The 17,428-nt window shown below is 65.9% G+C and carries 11 protein-coding genes and 1 tRNA gene; 9 read left to right on the forward strand and 3 right to left on the reverse strand.

Annotation, left to right across the window (positions count from 1 at the left end; translation table 11 throughout):
- Positions 1 to 8: 8 nt before the first annotated feature.
- The gene (gene alr, locus KBY86_RS04515; RefSeq protein WP_255140360.1) at positions 9 to 1,235 is read left to right on the forward strand and encodes an alanine racemase; all 1,227 of its coding nucleotides are present in this window, start codon (positions 9 to 11) and stop codon (positions 1,233 to 1,235) included.
- Between the two features lie 18 nt (positions 1,236 to 1,253).
- A tRNA-Ser gene (locus tag KBY86_RS04520) sits at positions 1,254 to 1,342 on the forward strand.
- Positions 1,343 to 1,377: 35 nt separating this feature from the next.
- On the opposite strand, the gene KBY86_RS04525 is transcribed toward KBY86_RS04520, so the two are convergent.
- A complete protein-coding gene (locus KBY86_RS04525; RefSeq protein ID WP_255140361.1) occupies positions 1,378 to 2,379 on the reverse strand; it encodes a serine hydrolase in 1,002 nt (333 codons plus the stop codon).
- 2 nt (positions 2,380 to 2,381) lie between these two features.
- Between KBY86_RS04525 and KBY86_RS04530 the strand changes: the two genes are divergently transcribed.
- The 5 genes from KBY86_RS04530 to KBY86_RS04550 all read left to right on the forward strand — a co-directional run bounded on the left by KBY86_RS04530 (position 2,382) and on the right by KBY86_RS04550 (position 8,321).
- Positions 2,382 to 3,134: an NlpC/P60 family protein gene (locus KBY86_RS04530; protein WP_399220361.1), complete on the forward strand. Its 753-nt coding sequence runs from the start codon at positions 2,382 to 2,384 to the stop codon at positions 3,132 to 3,134.
- 30 nt (positions 3,135 to 3,164) lie between these two features.
- Positions 3,165 to 4,163: a glycosyltransferase family 2 protein gene (locus KBY86_RS04535; protein ID WP_255140362.1), complete on the forward strand. Its 999-nt coding sequence runs from the start codon at positions 3,165 to 3,167 to the stop codon at positions 4,161 to 4,163.
- A 111-nt stretch (positions 4,164 to 4,274) separates the two neighbouring features.
- Entirely contained in the window at positions 4,275 to 4,391 is a 117-nt protein-coding gene (locus KBY86_RS04540; protein ID WP_094514330.1) for a photosystem I reaction center subunit VIII, read from the forward strand.
- Positions 4,392 to 4,462: 71 nt separating this feature from the next.
- The gene (locus KBY86_RS04545; RefSeq protein WP_094514333.1) at positions 4,463 to 4,954 is read left to right on the forward strand and encodes a photosystem I reaction center subunit XI; all 492 of its coding nucleotides are present in this window, start codon (positions 4,463 to 4,465) and stop codon (positions 4,952 to 4,954) included.
- 205 nt (positions 4,955 to 5,159) lie between these two features.
- Positions 5,160 to 8,321 (forward strand): efflux RND transporter permease subunit, encoded by a 3,162-nt coding sequence (locus tag KBY86_RS04550; protein WP_255140363.1) that lies wholly within the window; start codon positions 5,160 to 5,162, stop codon positions 8,319 to 8,321.
- A gap of 738 nt (positions 8,322 to 9,059) precedes the next feature.
- Here the strand turns inward: KBY86_RS04550 and psaB are convergent.
- Entirely contained in the window at positions 9,060 to 11,273 is a 2,214-nt protein-coding gene (gene psaB / locus KBY86_RS04555; protein WP_094514338.1) for a photosystem I core protein PsaB, read from the reverse strand.
- Positions 11,274 to 11,294: 21 nt separating this feature from the next.
- On the reverse strand, positions 11,295 to 13,598 hold the full coding sequence (gene psaA, locus KBY86_RS04560; RefSeq protein ID WP_094514341.1) for a photosystem I core protein PsaA: 2,304 nt from the start codon (positions 13,596 to 13,598) through the stop codon (positions 11,295 to 11,297).
- 507 nt (positions 13,599 to 14,105) lie between these two features.
- Here psaA and KBY86_RS04565 point away from each other — a divergent pair.
- Entirely contained in the window at positions 14,106 to 15,575 is a 1,470-nt protein-coding gene (locus tag KBY86_RS04565) for a hypothetical protein (protein ID WP_255140364.1), read from the forward strand.
- A complete protein-coding gene (gene cobJ, locus KBY86_RS04570) occupies positions 15,572 to 17,362 on the forward strand; it encodes a precorrin-3B C(17)-methyltransferase (RefSeq protein ID WP_255140365.1) in 1,791 nt (596 codons plus the stop codon). Before KBY86_RS04565 ends, cobJ begins: the two co-directional genes overlap by 4 nt.
- Positions 17,363 to 17,428: the final 66 nt, after the last annotated feature.

Consider the following 17,428-nt stretch of genomic DNA (forward strand, 5'->3'; position numbering starts at 1 on the left):
TCGCCCGGATGATTCCCGCTTCCGACGCTCCTTCCTTCCCCTCCGCCACTCCCTCCACCACCGACGCCCCGCTCGCTTGCGGTCTGCATCCCACCCAGCGAGCATGGGTGGAGGTGGATGCTGCGGCAATCCAGCGCAACGCCAGCCGGTTGCAGCGCTTTCTCAGCCCCGGCTGCGCGTTGATGGCCGTTGTCAAGGCCGATGGCTATGGCCATGGCGCCCTGCCCGTGGCGCAGGCGGCGCTGGCCGGCGGTGCCAGCTCACTCGGGGTGGCCACCCTGCAGGAAGGTGTGGATCTGCGGCAGCGGGGAGTTAAGGCACCGATCCTGGTGATGGGCAATCTGGTGGGCGCCGAAGAGCTTCACAGCTGCCTGCACTGGCAGCTGATGCCCACGATCAGCACGCTGGAGGAGGCCAGCTTGAGCCACCGCCTGGCGGCAGGCACCGGTCGCCGTATGGAGGTGCATCTCAAGCTCGACACCGGCATGGCCCGGCTGGGGGTCGACTGGCGCGTGGGTGCCCAGCTGCTGGAGTCGCTGCATGACCTCGACCACCTCGAGGTGGCCGGGCTGTATTCCCATCTCGCTGATGCCGATGCCCCTGACGCCGGCGGCTCCGATCTGACGCGCCAGCAGCAGGAGCGGTTCGAATGCGTGCTGTGCCAGGCCGCGAACCGCGGGCTGGCCACCGGCCTACGTCATCTCGCCAACTCCGCCGGCAGCCTGCGCGGGCCTTCCCTCCACTACGACCTGGTGCGGGTCGGCCTGGCCCTCTACGGCCATGCGCCTGCCCCCCATCTGGCCACGCAGGTGCAGCTGGAGCCGGCCATGGGGGTTCGTGCCCGGGTCACCCTGCTGCGCGATGTCCCAGCCGGCGTGGGGGTGAGCTACGGCCACCAATGGCGCGCGCCGCGGCCCAGCCGCCTGGCGGTGGTGGCGATCGGTTACGCCGATGGCGTGCCGCGCTCCCTCTCCAGCCGCATGGAGGTGCTGTTCGCGGGCCATCGGCTGCGCCAGGTGGGTGCGATCACCATGGATCAGCTGTTGATCGATGCCACCGACGAACCCGAGCTGCGCGTGGGATCGGTGGTGACGTTGCTGGGCTGCGACGGGGACATTCGCATCGGTCCGGAGCACTGGGCCGCCACCTGCGGCACCATCCCCTGGGAGGTCCTCTGCGGCTTCAAGCATCGGTTACCGCGGCTCCGTCCCGAGGAGGCCTGTCACAGGCGCTGATAAGCTTTGCCAGCCCCTGGAGAGGTGGCTGAGTGGTTGAAAGCGGCTCCCTGCTAAGGAGTTACAGGAGGCAACTTCTGTCGAGGGTTCGAATCCCTCCCTCTCCGTTCCCTGGTTCTGCAGCTCCCGCGCTGCTCCTTGCTCACTGAAGCGTGGGCCTGCCTTGGCGCTGCTGGTCAGTGGCGCCCTTTGCATCGGCAGGCCGCACCTCTGGATCCACGGCGCTGGCTTTCAGCAGGCCGGCAGCCAGCTGGGGCAACAGGCGTGCATCCTGCGCCCGCTCGGACCCCTCGCTGAACACCACCAGCAGAAAGGGACGATGGCCCTCCATCTCCACATAGGCAGCATCGTGGCGGGCCTGGCTCATCCAGCCCGCCTTGCTCCAGAGCCGGGCGGACAGCGGCAGCCCTTCACCGAGGAAGCCGTCCACCTGATTCTCCGGATCCGCCGCCCGCAGCGCTGGATCGAGAGGACGCCGCAGCAGCTCGCGCATACGGGCGCTCGCCAGTGGCGATACGAAGGCGCCCGCCATGGCGGCATGCAGCAGGCGGGCAGTGGCATCGCTGCTCAGCCGGTTGCGGTTGGCGCGATCGGGTCCGTAGAACTGGCGCTCACGCCCGTAAGGACCATCGCCCCAGGTCTTCTGACAGAGGTTGCAGGCCTCCATCTCGGGCCAGCCCAAGCGGGCGAACCAGCGGTTCACCAGCTGACGTTGCGCCATCCAGGCGTCCAGAGCGGCCGGAGGCAGGTCCGGACCGCTGGTGGTGCCGGTCAGCATGTCCACCACATAGCCGGTGGCGTCGTTGCTCGAGTCACGGATCATGTCGGCGAGGGAGCGCCGCAGTTCCGGCGACTCCTCCAGCAACTGGCGCTGCAGCCAGGCTTCCGCCGCCGCCAGATAGAAGAGCTTCACCACGCTGGCGGGGTAGACGGAGCGGCCGCCCGCCCAGCTCGCTCCGGCCGGCGGCAGGGCCCAGAACGTCGCCGGATCAAGCCCATCGGCCTGGCCGATCAAGGAGGTCTCGTACCGCAGCCAGGTGACGGCCAGCTGATCGGCAAGACCGGGCCGGGCCTGCCCTTCCAGTTCGCGGAGCCGCTCCTGCAGGATCGTGCCCATGGCCCCATCCGGGCGGTAGAACGCCATCGATGTCGGCCACAGCAATGGTGAGATTAGGCACTCCCGCAGCGGCGGAACTGCTGGTAACAGGCAGCCGCTGGCGCCTGCTGGCCCCGCTGGACGGGTACAGCCGCCCCAGCGGGGCGGGACTCGCCACCCAGGCCGCGGCAGGGCGCTGCCTGGAGGTGCTCCAGGCAGCAACGCCGCCGGAGGGAAGGCTGCGGGTGCGGCTGCTCGAAGACGGCTACGGCTGCTGGCTGGACGCGGGTGAACTGGCCGGCAGGGCGGAAGCGGCAGCCCGTCCGTTGCCGCGGCTGCTGACGGCGGCAGCGATCCAGGCCCGGCTACCTGAGGTGCTGGCATTTGCGGCCGGCGCTGCCGCCCACCCCAACCACTACCTCTGGGGAGGCACCACCGGCCCCCACTACGACTGCTCCGGGTTCATCCAGAGCGCGTTTGCCCAGGCGGGGATCTGGATTCCTCGTGACGCCTATCAACAGGAACGGTTCTGCCAGCCGGTGGCGGTGAGCCCCTCCACCCTGACGCTGCTACGACCGGGGGACCTGATCTTCTTCGGCCGTCCGCAACGCTGCACCCATGTGGGACTGCACCTGGGCTCCGGGCGCTATCTGCACAGCTCCGGACGCGACCACGGCCGCAACGGTCTGGGCATCGACCAGCTGGCCCCCTGGGACACGCATCCGGTGGCCAGCCACTACCGCCGGGAACTGCGGGGCGCCGGCAGGGTGGTCCACTGCCATGACGGCAGCCCACTCCCGTAAGTTGCAGGCTCACCTCTTTCCGCCAGCCCCATGAGCGCGCCCCTCCGGCTGGAGCTCTCGGTGGTGATCCCCCTCTACAACGAGGAAGAAAGCCTGCCACCGCTGGTGGAGCAGGTGCTGCGCGCCGTGCGTCCCTTGGGGCGGCCCTTCGAACTGGTGCTCGTCGACGACGGCTCCACCGACCGCACCGCTGAGGTGCTGACCGGGCTGGCCGCGCGCGTGCCGGAGCTCGTGGCCGTGCTGCTGCGGCGGAACTACGGCCAGACCGCTGCGATGGCGGCGGGTTTCGATGCCAGCACCGGCGCCATGATCGTGACCCTCGACGGAGACCTGCAGAACGATCCGGCCGATATCCCACTGCTGCTGGAGCGGCTGGAGGACGGCTACGACCTGGTGAGCGGCTGGCGGCACCTGCGCAAGGACGCTGCCGTGCAACGGCTGCTGCCGTCGTTGATCGCCAACCGGCTGATCGCGCGGGTGACCGGGGTGCGCCTGCACGATTACGGCTGCTCGCTCAAGGCTTACCGCCGTGAAGTGGTGGCCGACATGAACCTCTACGGCGAGCTGCATCGCTTCCTTCCGGCGCTCGCGTTCATCGAGGGCGCCCGGATCGCCGAGGTGAAGGTGAACCACCATCCACGGCGCTTCGGCAGCAGCAAATACGGCATCGATCGCACCTTCCGGGTGCTGATGGATCTGCTCACGGTCTGGTTCATGAAGCGGTTCCTCACCCGTCCCATGCACGTGTTCGGGTTCGGGGGGCTGGCCTCCCTAGCGGTGGGCCTGCTGATCAGCCTCTACCTGCTGGGCGAGAAGGTTTTCCTCGATGCCGATATCGGCAATCGTCCCCTGCTGCTGGTGGCGGTACTGGCGATCGTGGCCGGCATCCAGTTGTTCTGCTTCGGGCTGCTGGCGGAGCTGCAGATGCGCACGTATCACGAAAGCCAGGGGCGGCCCATCTACCGGGTGCGGCAGACCCTCAAGGGGCCCCGTGGCGCTGAGCTGGCCGCAGCGGTGGGCCCGCCCTGAGCGATGGGTTTGTCCCTGCCGGATTGAACTTTTATGTCGCCCTGTGCAGGCTTCTGAGCCTGGCCGAAAGCGATCCTTACAGTACCGGCGGTTGCTGTATTGGCCCACGCCATGACTGGAGAATTCGTAGCTGCCTGGCTGCCGTCGGTGTTCGTGCCTCTGGTGGGAATCCTCGGTCCTGCTGTCGCCATGGCCCTGCTGTTCAACGTGATCGAAGCCCGCGACTGAACCGGTGCACGGGTCAACGCCCGCCGGTCTTTCGCTCCGCCCGTTCGCCTCCCCTTCGCTCGCTTCACCTCATGACCGTCCACCCCGTCGCCGACCCCACCGTCGGCAACCTGGCCACCCCGATCAACAGCAGCTACTTCACCAAGGCGTTCCTGAACGCGCTGCCCGCCTACCGTCCGGCGTTGTCCCCCAACCGGCGTGGCCTGGAAGTGGGCATGGCCCACGGTTTCTTCCTCTATGGGCCTTTCGCCCTCACCGGGCCGCTGCGTCTCACCGAGTACGCCAGCACCGCCGGCCTGCTGGCCACGATCGGTCTGGTTTCGATCCTCACGGTCTGCCTGTCGATCTACGGCACCGCCGGCACCGGCCCCAACGTGCAGCCCCCCGACGCCACGATCGACAATCCCCCCGCAGACCTCTTCACCAAGGCCGGTTGGGCTGAGTTCGCCAGCGGCTTCTGGCTCGGTGGCTGCGGCGGCGCCGCCTTCGCCTGGTTCCTGGCCGGTACCGCTCTGGTGGCTCCGCTCACCAACCTCGCCGGTGGCGTCTGGAGTGTGAACTGATGCGCTGAGTCTTCAGCGTTCACCTTGAAGCCCCGCCCAGGCGGGGCTTTTTCATGGCCAGAACCAAGGTTGGCATCAGGTCGGCACTGGCTCTGATGCAGGAGCAGCAGCGCCAGCAACCTGGCACGTGCCGAAACGGCACCGGAGCGGGGGCAGTTTCTGTAAGGATTGTTGAACGACAGGCTTGAGTTGCGGGATCGGGTCCATGTCGGTGTCTGGTCCGTTTCTGCGCCGGCCGGTGCTCACCTTGGTGGTGACCCTGCTGATCCTGCTGGCGGGAGCGATCTCCCTGCCAGCCCTGCAGGTGGAGAACCTGCCACCGATCGCACCCATCCGGGTGAGCGTGCGCGCCAGCTACCCCGGCGGCGGCGCCCTCGCCGTGGAGCAGGGCGTCACCACCCCGCTGGAGCGCCAGCTCAACGGCCTCGAGCGCCTCGAAAGCATCCGTTCCAGCAGCTCGGCGAACGGCAGCACGATCACGCTCACCTTTGAGGGCGGCAATCCCGAGCTCAACCAGATCAACGCCCAGAACGAAGCCACGCTGGCGAACCGTCAGCTGCCCCCGCAGGTGTCGCGGCTGGGGGTGCAGGTGCGCCGCAGCTCCGACGACCTGCTGATGGTGCTGGGCTTCAGCGCCAAGGAAGGCATGTACACGCCGTCGTTCCTGAGCGGCTGGGTGGATCAACAGCTGCGTGATTCTCTCCAGCGGGTTCCGGGCGTGGGCAACGTCACCGCGTTCGGCGGGGCGGATCTCGCCTTCCGGCTGTGGCTGGATCCGGTGGAGCTGGAAAAGCGTCAGCTCACCATTCTTGATGTGGAGCGCGCCCTGGCCGAGCAGAACGTGTTGGCTGCTCTCGGTCAGGTGGGCGACGCCCCCAGCCCCCCCGGCCAGCAGATCACCCTGCCACTGGAGATGGAAGGGCGCCTGCGCAGCGTGCGCGAGCTGGAGCAACTGGTGGTGAGCCGGACCGCCGATGGTGGCGTCGTGCTGCTCAAGGACGTGGGGCGGGTGGATCTCGACCTCGAGAGTTTTGAGAGCACCGGCATGAACCTGAAAGGGGATCCGGTGGTGGCCGTGCAGATCTTCCAGCGCGATGGCAGCAACGCCCTGGCAGTGAGCGATGCCGTCAATGCCAGCCTTGATCGGCTGGCCGATCAGTTTCCACCCGGGGTGGAGGTGCAGCGGATCGTCGATGTGGCCGACACCGTGCGGGAAAGCATCGACCTCACCACCGCCAGCCTGCGGGACGCTGTGGTGTTGGTGCTGGTGGTGCTGCTGCTGGCCCTCGGCAACAGCCGGCTGGCGGTGGTCACGGCCGTGGCCGTGCCGGTGGCCCTGATCGGCAGCCTCAGCCTCCTGTGGGTCACCGGCAGCTCGATCAACACGCTGAGCCTGTTCGGCATGGTGCTGGCCACCGGACTTGTGGTGGATGACGCGATCGTGGTGAGTGAAGACATCAGCCGGCGACTCGAGCAGGGCGAATCACCGGCGATGGCCGCACGCAACGCCATGGAGGAGCTGGGCGGAGCTGTGATCGCCACCTCGCTGGTGCTGGTGGCGGTGTTTCTGCCGGTGCTGGCCATGGCCGGCAGCGTCGGCCGGCTCTACCAACCGATCGCGATCACGATCAGCGCCACGATCTTGTTCTCCACGATCAATGCGCTCACCTTCACACCGGTGGCGGCGGCCTGGCTGCTTGCCCATGGCTGGCAGGAGCCGGCCCGGCTCAGAAGGTTGCTGCACAAGCCGCAGGTGTGGATGGAGCGCCTTGGCCATCACTACGGTCGTGCCCTCGAGCGCAGCTTTCGTCGCCGGCGCCTCGTGCTGCTGGGGCTGGTGGGGGGCATCGTGCTGGCGGTCTGGGGCCTGGGGCAACTGCCCACCGGATTCATCCCCCAGGAAGACGAGGGCCAGATCCGGGGCGTGGTGATGTTGCCGGGTGGTGCCTCGATCCAGGCCACAGAAGCCGTGCTGGAAAAGGTGCGGGAACGGGTGGTGGAAGAGCCGATGGTTCGGATCGCCAACTTCTATGCCGGGCGTTCCTTCGGCGACAGCGCCCCCAACCGCGGCATCTTCTTCATCCGGCTCAAGGAGATGAGCGAACGGGGCACCAGCCGTGAAAACAGCAACGTGGCGGTGGCCCGACGGCTGGAACGGCGGCTGCGGGCAGAGATCACAGACGCGGCGGTGCAGGTGAGCGTGCCGCCAACGGTGCGCGGCTTCGGTGGCGAAGGGGGTCTGGAGCTGGAAATGCTCGACGTCAGTGCGGGACGGCTTGACCTGGCGGCGTTCGAGCAGGAAACCCGCCGCTTCATTGCAGCCGCCAATGCCAGCGGCGACTTTGAGCGGGTCAGCACGCGCTTCAGCGCGGACGCCCCACTGCTTCGGCTACTGCCCGACCGGCTGCGCATGGCCTCGCTGGGGGTTGAGCTCAACACCGTGGTCAACACGCTGGGCTCCAGCTTCGGAAGCCGCTACGTGAACGACACCTTCGAGAGTGACCGTGTGCGCCGTGTGGTGGTGCAGCTCGACGGGAGCAGTCGGAACACAGCAGATGATGTGCTTTCCCTGCAGGTGCGCAGCAGCGCCGGTGACCTGATCCCCTTGCGTGAGGTTGTGCGCATCGAGCAGTCCACGGGCCCCACCACCATCAACCGCAGCCGGCTGTCGCGGTCCATCACGATTCAGGCCGTGCCGCGCTCCGGGCTCAGCACCGGGCAGGCGATCGCTCGCCTCGAAGCCATCCAACAGGACATGGGGAACGCCTTGACGGATCTGGAGTGGGTGGGGCTGGCGCGCGAGGAACAGCAGGCGGGCGGCAAAACGCTGACGCTGTTCGTGTTCGGCGTGGTGGTGGTCTACCTGGTGTTGGCCGGTCTCTACGAGAGCTTTCTCGACCCCCTGATCATCCTTGTGACCGTGCCACTCGCCATGCTCGGGGCGCTCGTTGGCCTGGCCAGCCGAGGATTGTTCCTGGATGTGTATGCCCAGGTGGGCTTGCTGGTGCTGGTGAGCCTGGCAGCGAAGAACGGGATCTTGATCGTGGAATTCGCCAACCAGCGGCTCCAGCAGGGAGTTGGCCTGAGAGAAGCGATCGAAGAAGCGGCCATCAGTCGCCTGCGACCGATTCTCCTCACCGCGGTGTCCTCATTGGTTGGTTTTCTGCCGCTGGTGTTCGCCACCGGCGCCGGATCAGCAAGCCGGATCAGCATCGGCACCGTGGTGTTCTCCGGCTTGTTGGTGTCCACGCTGCTCACCCTGTTCGTGGTGCCGGTGATGTACCTGGAGATGAAGCTGCTGGAGGGAAGAAAGTGGTGGCCCCAGCGAAAACTCACATCAGCGGCGACCGATTCCCGGCAAGGCTGAGAGCAAGGGATTGGTCCTGAGACCCCAGGCGCCTGGATGGTCCGGGGCTGGAGACTCATGACCCTGAGGTGGACCCCGAAAACTGAACCAGCCCTGAAAAGAACTTCCCGGCCGGCCAGACTTGGCCAGGAGAAGCCCCGACTTTCGCACTTCTGTCTTGGCGCGATACTGCCTGGATCTTCCCAAGCAAGACCAGTAGAAGACCGAGCTGATGGGAAGCAAGCTGATCGTGCAACAGGCTGATACAAACAAGGCTGTCAAGATGCGGAGCTGAACAAACGCAGACCGGACGTCCGCCACGCTCATTCGAAACCCGCCTCGGCTCTCCCACTCAACGCTCCTCCATCACGAGACCAACGAACGTCCGGCCCGACTTGCTGCAGATGAATCCAGATGCATGCAACTGAGTGGAGCCGCGTGCGGCTGAAGGCTGCTGGGTCCATGGTCCTCAGTGCGTGGCGGGTCGCCCCTCACATCGGCCCTCACAGTGCTTGGTCATCCCAGGACAGCGCTGGACCACACCGCACTGAACTGAACTCAACGGAACTGGACTGAACTGAACTGAACTGAACTGAACACATGGGGTATTGCCAGGACGAGGCCGTAGGGCTGTCGGTCAGGCTGCTCTCCACCATGGCCAGCCGTGCGCAACTGCGGAAGTGAGGCACATGAAAAAACCCCCGGGTATACCCGGGGGTGAAGGAGGATCGTCCCTCGAAGATCAGGCTGGCCGCAGGGTCAGCCGAATTTGCCGGAGGTGGATGCGATCAAGAAGGCTGCGTATGTGAGCACGTAGCCAACGGAGAAGTGCGCCAGACCGACCACACGGGCCTGAACGATCGAGAGAGCGACAGGCTTGTCACGCCAGCCCACCAGGTTGGCGAGCGGGGTGCGCTGGTGTGCCCAGACGATGGTTTCGATCAGCTCCTGCCAGTAACCGCGCCAGGAGATCAGGAACATGAAGCCGGTGGCCCACACCAGGTGACCGAAGAGGAACATCCAGGACCAGACGGCCAGGTTGTTCGACCCGAACGGGTTGTACCCGTTGATCAGCTGGGAGCTGTTGAGCCAGAGGTAGTCGCGGAACCAGCCCATCAGATAGGTGCTGGATTCGTTGAACTGAGCCACGTTGCCCTGCCAGATCGCCAGGTGCTTCCAGTGCCAGTAGAAGGTGACCCAACCCACCGTGTTCAGAGCCCAGAACACCGACAGGTAGAAGGCGTCCCAAGCAGAGATGTCACAGGTGCCGCCACGGCCGGGGCCGTCGCAGGGGAAGGAGTAGCCGAAGTCCTTTTTATCGGGCATCAGCTTGGAACCACGGGCGTCCAGAGCACCTTTGACCAGGATCAAGGTGGTGGTGTGCAGGCCAAGCGCGATGGCGTGGTGCACAAGGAAGTCGCCAGGGCCGATGGGCAGGAACACATCGGTGTTGCCGTTGATGGCATCGAGCCAGAAGTGATCACCAGGGATGTTGGCCGAAGCCAGGCTGGCGGCACTGCTGGGGTTCGAGAGCAGCACATCCATTCCGTACATGGCTTTGCCGGAGGCAGCCTGCACGAACTGGGCAAACACGGGCTCCACCAGGATCTGCTTCTCGGGGGTTCCGAACGCCACGACCACGTCGTTGTGGACGTAGAGGCCGAGGGTGTGGAAACCGAGGAACAGGGAGACCCAGCTGAGGTGGCTGATCAGAGCTTCCTTGTGATCAAGCATCCGAGCCAGAACATTGTTCTTGTTGGCTTCGGGGTCGTAATCACGAATGAAGAAGATCGCACCGTGAGCGAAGGCACCGACCATCAGGAAGATGGCGATGTACTGGTGGTGGGTATAGAGAGCAGCCTGCGTCGTGTAGTCCTTGGCGATGAACGCATAGGACGGCATGGCATACATGTGCTGCGCCACCAGGCTCGTGACCACACCCAGCGAAGCCAGGGCCAGACCGAGCTGGAAGTGGAGCGAGTTGTTGACGGTGTCGTAGAGGCCCTTGTGCCCAGCGCCGAGGTCACCAGGGGTGCCCTTGGGGGGGTTGTGAGCATCAAGGATCTCGCGGATCGAGTGACCGATTCCGAAGTTGGTCCGGTACATGTGACCGGCGATCACGAAGATGCAGCCGATCGCCAGATGGTGATGGGCAATGTCCGTGAGCCAGAGCGCCTCAGTCTGGGGGTGGAAGCCGCCCAGGAAGGTGAGGATCGCGGTGCCGGATCCCTCAGCGGTACCGAACACCTGGTTGACGGTGTCGGGGTTCTCGGCATACACACCCCAGTTGCCGGTGAAGAACGGAGCCAGACCGGCGGGGTGGGGCAGCACGTTGAGGAAGTTGTCCCAGCCGACGTGCTGACCGCGGGCTTCGGGAATCGCCACGTGGACCAGGTGACCGGTCCAGGCGATGGAGCTGAAGCCGAACAGAACAGCCAGGTGGTGGTTCAGACGGGATTCAGCGTTCTTGAACCAGGCCAGGGAAGGCCGGAACTTGGGCTGAAGGTGAAGCCAGCCGGCGAACAGGGCCCAGGCCGACAGGATCATCATGAAGATGGAACCCTGATAAAGCTCGGCGTTGGTCTTCATTCCGATCGTGTACCACCAGTGGTACAGGCCGGAATAAGCGATGTTCACCGGAGAGGTAGCACCAGCCTGAGTGAAGGCGGTGATGGCCCCTTGGCCGAAGTGAGGATCCCAGATCGCGTGAGCGATGGGACGGACATGCAGCGGATCGGCGACCCACTGCTCGAAGTTGCCCTGCCAGGCGATATGGAACAGGTTGCCGGAAACCCAGAGGCCAATGATGGCCAGATGACCGAAGTGGGTGGAGAAGAGCTTCTGGTAAAGCTTCTCCTCGGTCATCCCGTCATGGCTCTCGAAGTCGTGAGCCGTGGCGATGCCGTACCAGATACGGCGGGTCGTCGGGTCCTGTGCCAGACCCTGGCTGAACGAAGGAAATTTCGTTGCCATTGGGAAAGGTCAGGTGTGAGGTCAGCCGACCGCGATGAGTCGGGACAGGAAGAAGGCCCAGGTGGTAGCGATACCGCCCAGAAGGTAGTGAGCAACGCCCACGGCACGACCCTGAGTGATGCTCAGAGCACGTGGCTGGATGGCCGGAGCCACTTTCAGCTTGTTGTGAGCCCAGACGATGGACTCAATCAGCTCTTGCCAGTAGCCGCGGCCGCTGAACAGGAACATCAGGCTGAAAGCCCAGACGAAGTGAGCACCCAGGAACATCAGGCCATAAGCACTGGAAGAGGTGCCGTAGCTGTTGATGACCTGAGCGGCCTGCGCCCAGAGGAAATCGCGCAACCAGCCATTGATGGTGATGGCGCTCTGAGCGAAGTTGCCATTGGTGATGTGCTGAACGCTGCCGTCCGCATTCACCGTGCCCCACACATCGCTCTGCATCTTCCAGCTGAAGTGGAAGATCACGATCGAGATGGAGTTGTACATCCAGAAGAGGCCGAGGAACACATGGTCCCAAGCCGAAACCTGGCAGGTACCGCCACGGCCGGGGCCGTCGCAGGGGAAGCGGAAGCCCAGGTTCGCCTTATCGGGGATGAGCCTGGAGCTGCGGCTGTAAAGCACACCCTTCAGCAGGATCAGCACGGTGACGTGGATCGTGAAGGCGTGGATGTGGTGGACCATGAAGTCGGCCGTTCCCAGGGGGATCGGGCCGGCAGCCACCTTGCCACCCACAGCAACAACAGCGCCATTGAACACTTCGCTCACACCGGCCAGCGCGTTGGGCGCAGTGGTGCCGGCTGCAGCGGCGTGCAGGCCCTGAATCCATTGAGCGAAGATGGGCTTCAGCTGAATGGCTGTGTCACTGAACATGTCCTGGGGACGGCCCAGGGCACGCATGGTGTCGTTGTGGATATAGAGGCCGAAGCTGTGGAAGCCAAGCCAGATGCACACCCAGTTGAGGTGGCTGATCAGGGCATCACGAGCTTTCAGAACCCGGTCAAGCACGTTATCGATGTGCTGGGCAGGGTCGTAGTCGCGGATCAGGGCAATGGCCGCGTGAGCGCCAGCACCCACCACCAGGAATCCGCCGATCCACATGTGATGCGTGAACAGCGAGAGCTGGGTGGCGTAGTCGATGCCGATGTAGGGATAAGGGGGCATCGAATACATGTGGTGCGCCACGATGATCGTGAGCGAACCGAACAGCGCGAGGTTGACCGCCAGCTGGGCATGCCAGGAGGTGGTCATGAACTCGAACAGGCCGTCGTGACCCTTGGGTGCGGGGAACAGCAGGGGATCGCCCTTCTGACCCTCAAGGATCTCCTTGATGCTGTGGCCGATGCCCCAGTTGGTGCGGTACTGGTGGCCGGCAACGATGAACAGGACAGCGATCGCCAGGTGGTGATGCGCGATGTCGGTCATCCAGAGGCTGCCCGTGACGGGATTCAACCCACCTTTGAAGGTGAGGAAATCGCTGTAGGCGGCCCAGTTGCCCGTGAAGAAGGCGGAAAGGCCCGCTCCGAAACCGGGGAACAGCTGAGCGATCAGGTCCTGGTTGAGGAATTCGTGGGGGAGGGGAATGTCCGCCACCGAGGCGATGGTCTTGCCATTGAGCACCAGCGGCTTGCCGGCATCCATGGCATCCATCAGGGCCGTGGTCGGCAGGGACACGTGCAGGAGGTGACCCGTCCAGGACAGGGACCCCAGCCCGAGCAGACCGGCCAGATGGTGGTTGAGCATCGACTCAACGTTCTGGAACCACTCCAGCTTTGGGGCTGCCTTGTGGTAGTGGAAGACACCGGCGTTGAGCATCAGACCGGCCATCACCAAGGCGCCGATTGCCGTGCAGAGCAACTGGAACTCACTGGTGAAACCCCAGGCTCTCCACACGTGGAAAAGACCTGAGGTGATCTGGATGCCGTGGAAGCCGGCGCCCACATCGGCGTTGAGAATTTCCTGGCCGAAAATGGGCCAGACCACCTGAGCACTCGGTTTGACGTGCAGGGGGTCGGCCAGCCAGCCGGTGTAGTTGGAGAAGCGGGCACCGTGATAGAAGGCGCCGCTCAGCCAGATGAAGATGACGGCCAGATGGCCGAAGTGAGCGCTGAAGATCTTCCGGGAGACCTCTTCAAGGTCGCTCGTGTGGCTGTCGAAATCGTGAGCGTTGGCGTGGAGGTTCCAAACCCAGGTGGTGGTTTTGGGACCTTTGGCGAGGGTGCGATCGAAGTGCCCGGGCTTACCGAGAACATCGAAGTCGACGGGAACGGGGTTCCGGTCAACCATGGCCTTCGCCGTTTTCCCACGCTCTGGTGGGCTGATGGTCATCGAGACGTTCCTCGAGGGACGGGGTCGAGGTGGAGGTGGAGGTCCACCGCTCCGGCCGGGTGCAGGCACCTGGCCGGCGGGCCGAACAGCACCGCGGATCGGAATCCGCCATGCCGTTGACTCCAGAGGGCAGGGGCGTGGCGAAAGCCAAAACCCGTTGCCACGACTGGGGCAAGGGCCCCGATGAGGGGACCGCTGGCGAGAGTATAGGGGCGAGCTTCTGGCCGTTTGCCGAGGAAGTAACAAAGGTTCAATCCCCTGGCTCTCCTGTCTGGGACTGGGCTCTCCCGCCCGATTCTTGTCATTGAAATGCCTGGGATAAGCCCCCATTTGTTATCCGGCAATTCCGGATGTTGGAGCGTTGATTCAAGTCCTCAGGGCGGCATCGATTCTGCGCTCACCAATGGGCCAGCAGAATGCCCAGGCCGTCGTCAGGGCAGGAGCAACGAGATGGTCATGGCGAGCCTGCCTGCCCGGAAGCTGCCGCACTTGCGGGGTTCACGCGCCTTGGGGCGGACCATCAGCGCCGGCCTGCTGTGCCTCACCGTGTTGCTCAGCGGAGGCTGGGGCTGGAGAAACGCCGGCTCACCTCCGCCTACCGCTGCACCGGCTCCGCTTGCCAGCGGCACCGTGCGCGAAGTCGCGCCGCCCCGCCCGACTGAGCAACTCAAGGAGGTGCTCAGCGCCCATCGCCCGCAGCTGACGATCGTTGCGCCGGCGCCGGACACCGTTCTTCCCGCCGACCCCTGGACCCTGGAGCTGCGTGTGGCTGACTGGCCGCTGGCGGGGACCAACCCAGACGCTCCCGGCCCCCATCTGGTGGTGCAGCGCGACCAGGAGACACCGATCCGGGTCGGTGCAATGCCTGCCAGCCGCAGCGAGGAGGACTCCGCCGATCCGCGCACAGTGAAGGTGCCGATGGAGCCGCTCACTCCAGGCAGCCATCGGATCAGCGTCTACGCCGCCTACCCCTGGGGTGAAGCGGTGAAAGCGCCCGGCGCCAGCACCCAGATCCGGTTGCACCGCGCCGCCGCCAACCCCCTGGGAGTGCCACAACCCGCCAGCCCCCAGCTGATTCCGGCCATTCCTTTCGACCTGATCCAGGCAGAACCGGTGCTGATCGACTGGCTGCTGTTCGATGCCCCCCTGCAACACCTGCGCGACGGCGACGACAGCTGGAGGTTGCGGATCACCCTCAACGGCGACAGCTTCCTGGTGGACCGTCAGACCCCGATCTGGCTGAAGGGACTGACCAGCGGGGAAAACGCCATCCAGCTGGAACTGCTTGATGGGAGGGGCGACCCGCTCAATGCACCCTTCAACTCCCTGGTGAGGGCGGTGACACTCACGGCTGGGGCTCCATCGCGCTGGCCCTCCACTCCCCTCAATGACGCTGAGCTGAAGCAGGCCCTGCTGGGCGGAGCGGTCGGAACCTCCCCAGCAGAGCCGGCGCCGCCCAATCCGCCGGCGCCACCAGGGAAGCCATTTCCACTGGGGCAGTCATCTGCTTCTGGGCAATCTTCTGCTCCTGGGCCGCAGGATCCGGGCGACAACTCGGGCGCCAGCGCCAGAACTGCGGAGGAGGAAGCAGAAGCGGAGGCGGAGGAGCCGGAACCTGCCACCCTCGCCGCTCCTTCTGACACTGCTGCGCTCTCCGCTGCCGACCTCGCAGACGGGGAGCAGGTGGGGGCAGCATCCATCGCCGAGAAGGACGCCCCCCCACCTGAACCTGAGCTCGAGAGCCAACCTGAACGTCAGGCCAAAGCCGAAATCGAAACTCAGCTCAAAACGGGTAACACACCTGGGCCCGAAATCGAACCAGAACACGAGCCGGAAGACCCGCCAGCTCTTGGCGATGGGATTGTCTCCATCCCTGGTGCACCTCGCGAAAGCGATGCCGACGACGGACCGACAGCCGGCCCCTCCGCCGATGCGGGCGAATCGCCGGCGATCGGGCGTGCCAGGTTCGGCGCATGAACGACCCCACGCCTGACGCCTTGCCCTTGCCCTGCCGGGGACTCAGCCTCAGTCCTGCCGGCCAGCCCCTGCTTCAGCGGCTGCACCAGGCCGGGCTGGTGCAGGACATCGCCAGCCCCGAGGAAGCCGGCGGCACCTATCTGTCGCGGGAGTGGGGCAACAGCCGGTCCTTCGTGGCTGTGGGTGCCTGCGGCGCCATCACCCGGCTGATCGCACCACTGCTGCAGGGCAAAAGCCAGGATCCGGCGGTGGTGGTGGTGGATCCGGCCGGACGCTTCGCCATCCCGCTGCTGGGCGGCCATTGCGCCGGGGCAGAGCGTCTGAGCCAGCAGGTGGCGGCCCTGCTGGGCGGCCAGGCCGTGCTGACAGGCGCCAGCAGCGGCAGCGGCCGCCTTGCCCTCGATGGCTTCGGCACCGCGTGGGGATGGCGGCGCGGCAGCGGCGACTGGAATGGCCTGATGCAGGCAGCGGCCAGGGGGGAGCAGCCATTGGTGCAGCAGACCAGCGGCTCCCCCCTCTGGCGCGAGCTTGAGGCGGCCCGGCAGCTCAGCGACGTGCCCGACCCGGCAGCTCCTGTGCTGGTGATCAGCGATCAACTGGGTATGGGCTGTCGCTGGCACCCTCCCAGCCTCTGGCTGGGGGTGGGCTGCGAGCGCGGCACCAGCTTCACCCTGCTGGAGCGAGCGGTGCTGACGGCGCTGCAGGAGGCTGGGCTGGCACCGGAGGCCGTCGCCGGCCTGTGCAGCGCCGACCGCAAAGGGGATGAGCCGGCACTGCTGGCACTGGCCGCTGAGCGCCAGTGGCCGCTGCGGCTGTTCAGTGCCGCCGAGCTCGCCGTTGTGCCGGTGCCGACCCCTTCGGCGGCCGTGGCGCGGGAGATGGGCACGGCCAGCGTGGCGGAGGCGGCAGCGCTGCTGGCCGCCGGACCCGGGGGCTGCCTGCGCCAGGCCAAACGCATCGAACGCTGCCGCAGCGACGAACGCGGGGCCGCCACGGTGGCGGTCGCGGCCGCCGCCGAGCAGTGGGCGCCGCAACGGGGCCGGCTGCATCTGATCGGCAGCGGGCCTGGCGAGCTGGCCCTGCTCACTCCCGATGCCCGTGCCGCACTGGCGGCGAGCACGGTCTGGGTGGGCTACGGCCTGTACCTCGACCTGCTGGAACCACTGCGTCGGCCTGATCAGCTGCGCTGCGACGGCCAGCTCACCCTGGAGCGGGAACGGTGCCGCCAGGCGCTGGAGCTGGCGATGCAAGGCCTGACGGTGGCACTGGTGTCATCGGGCGACAGTGGCATCTATGGCATGGCCGGGCTGGCGCTGGAGCTCTGGCTGGCCCTGCCGGCCGAGGCCCGCCCCGGCTTCACGGTGCATCCGGGCATTTCCGCGCTGCAGCTGGCGGCCGCCCGCGCCGGAGCCCCCTTGATGCACGATTTCTGCACCATCAGCCTGAGCGATCGGCTCACCCCATGGGAAACGATCGAAACCCGCCTGCGCGGGGCAGCTGCGGGGGATTTCGTGGTGGCCCTCTACAACCCGCGTTCGCGCGGACGCGACTGGCAACTGGCCCGGGCCTGCGCCCTGCTGCTCGAACAGCGGGGCGGCGACACGCCGGTGGCCCTGGCCCGGCAGCTGGGGCGGCAGGACGAGCAGGTGAGCCTGCACCGGCTGGCGGACCTGCCGGTGGCGGAGGTGGACATGCTCACGCTGGTGCTGATTGGCAACAGCACCACACGGATTCAGGACGGCCGCATGGTGACCCCCCGCGGTTACCCCGGGGCTGATCTGGCCTGAGCCACGGTTGATCTTGCCCTTGACCGTGCCAACGCGGCGAAATCCGCGGACGCTGTGAAGTTGAAA

Origin of the sequence: Synechococcus sp. Lug-A (assembly GCF_024345655.1) — a bacterium.
In the GTDB taxonomy this organism is placed as follows: domain Bacteria; phylum Cyanobacteriota; class Cyanobacteriia; order PCC-6307; family Cyanobiaceae; genus MW101C3.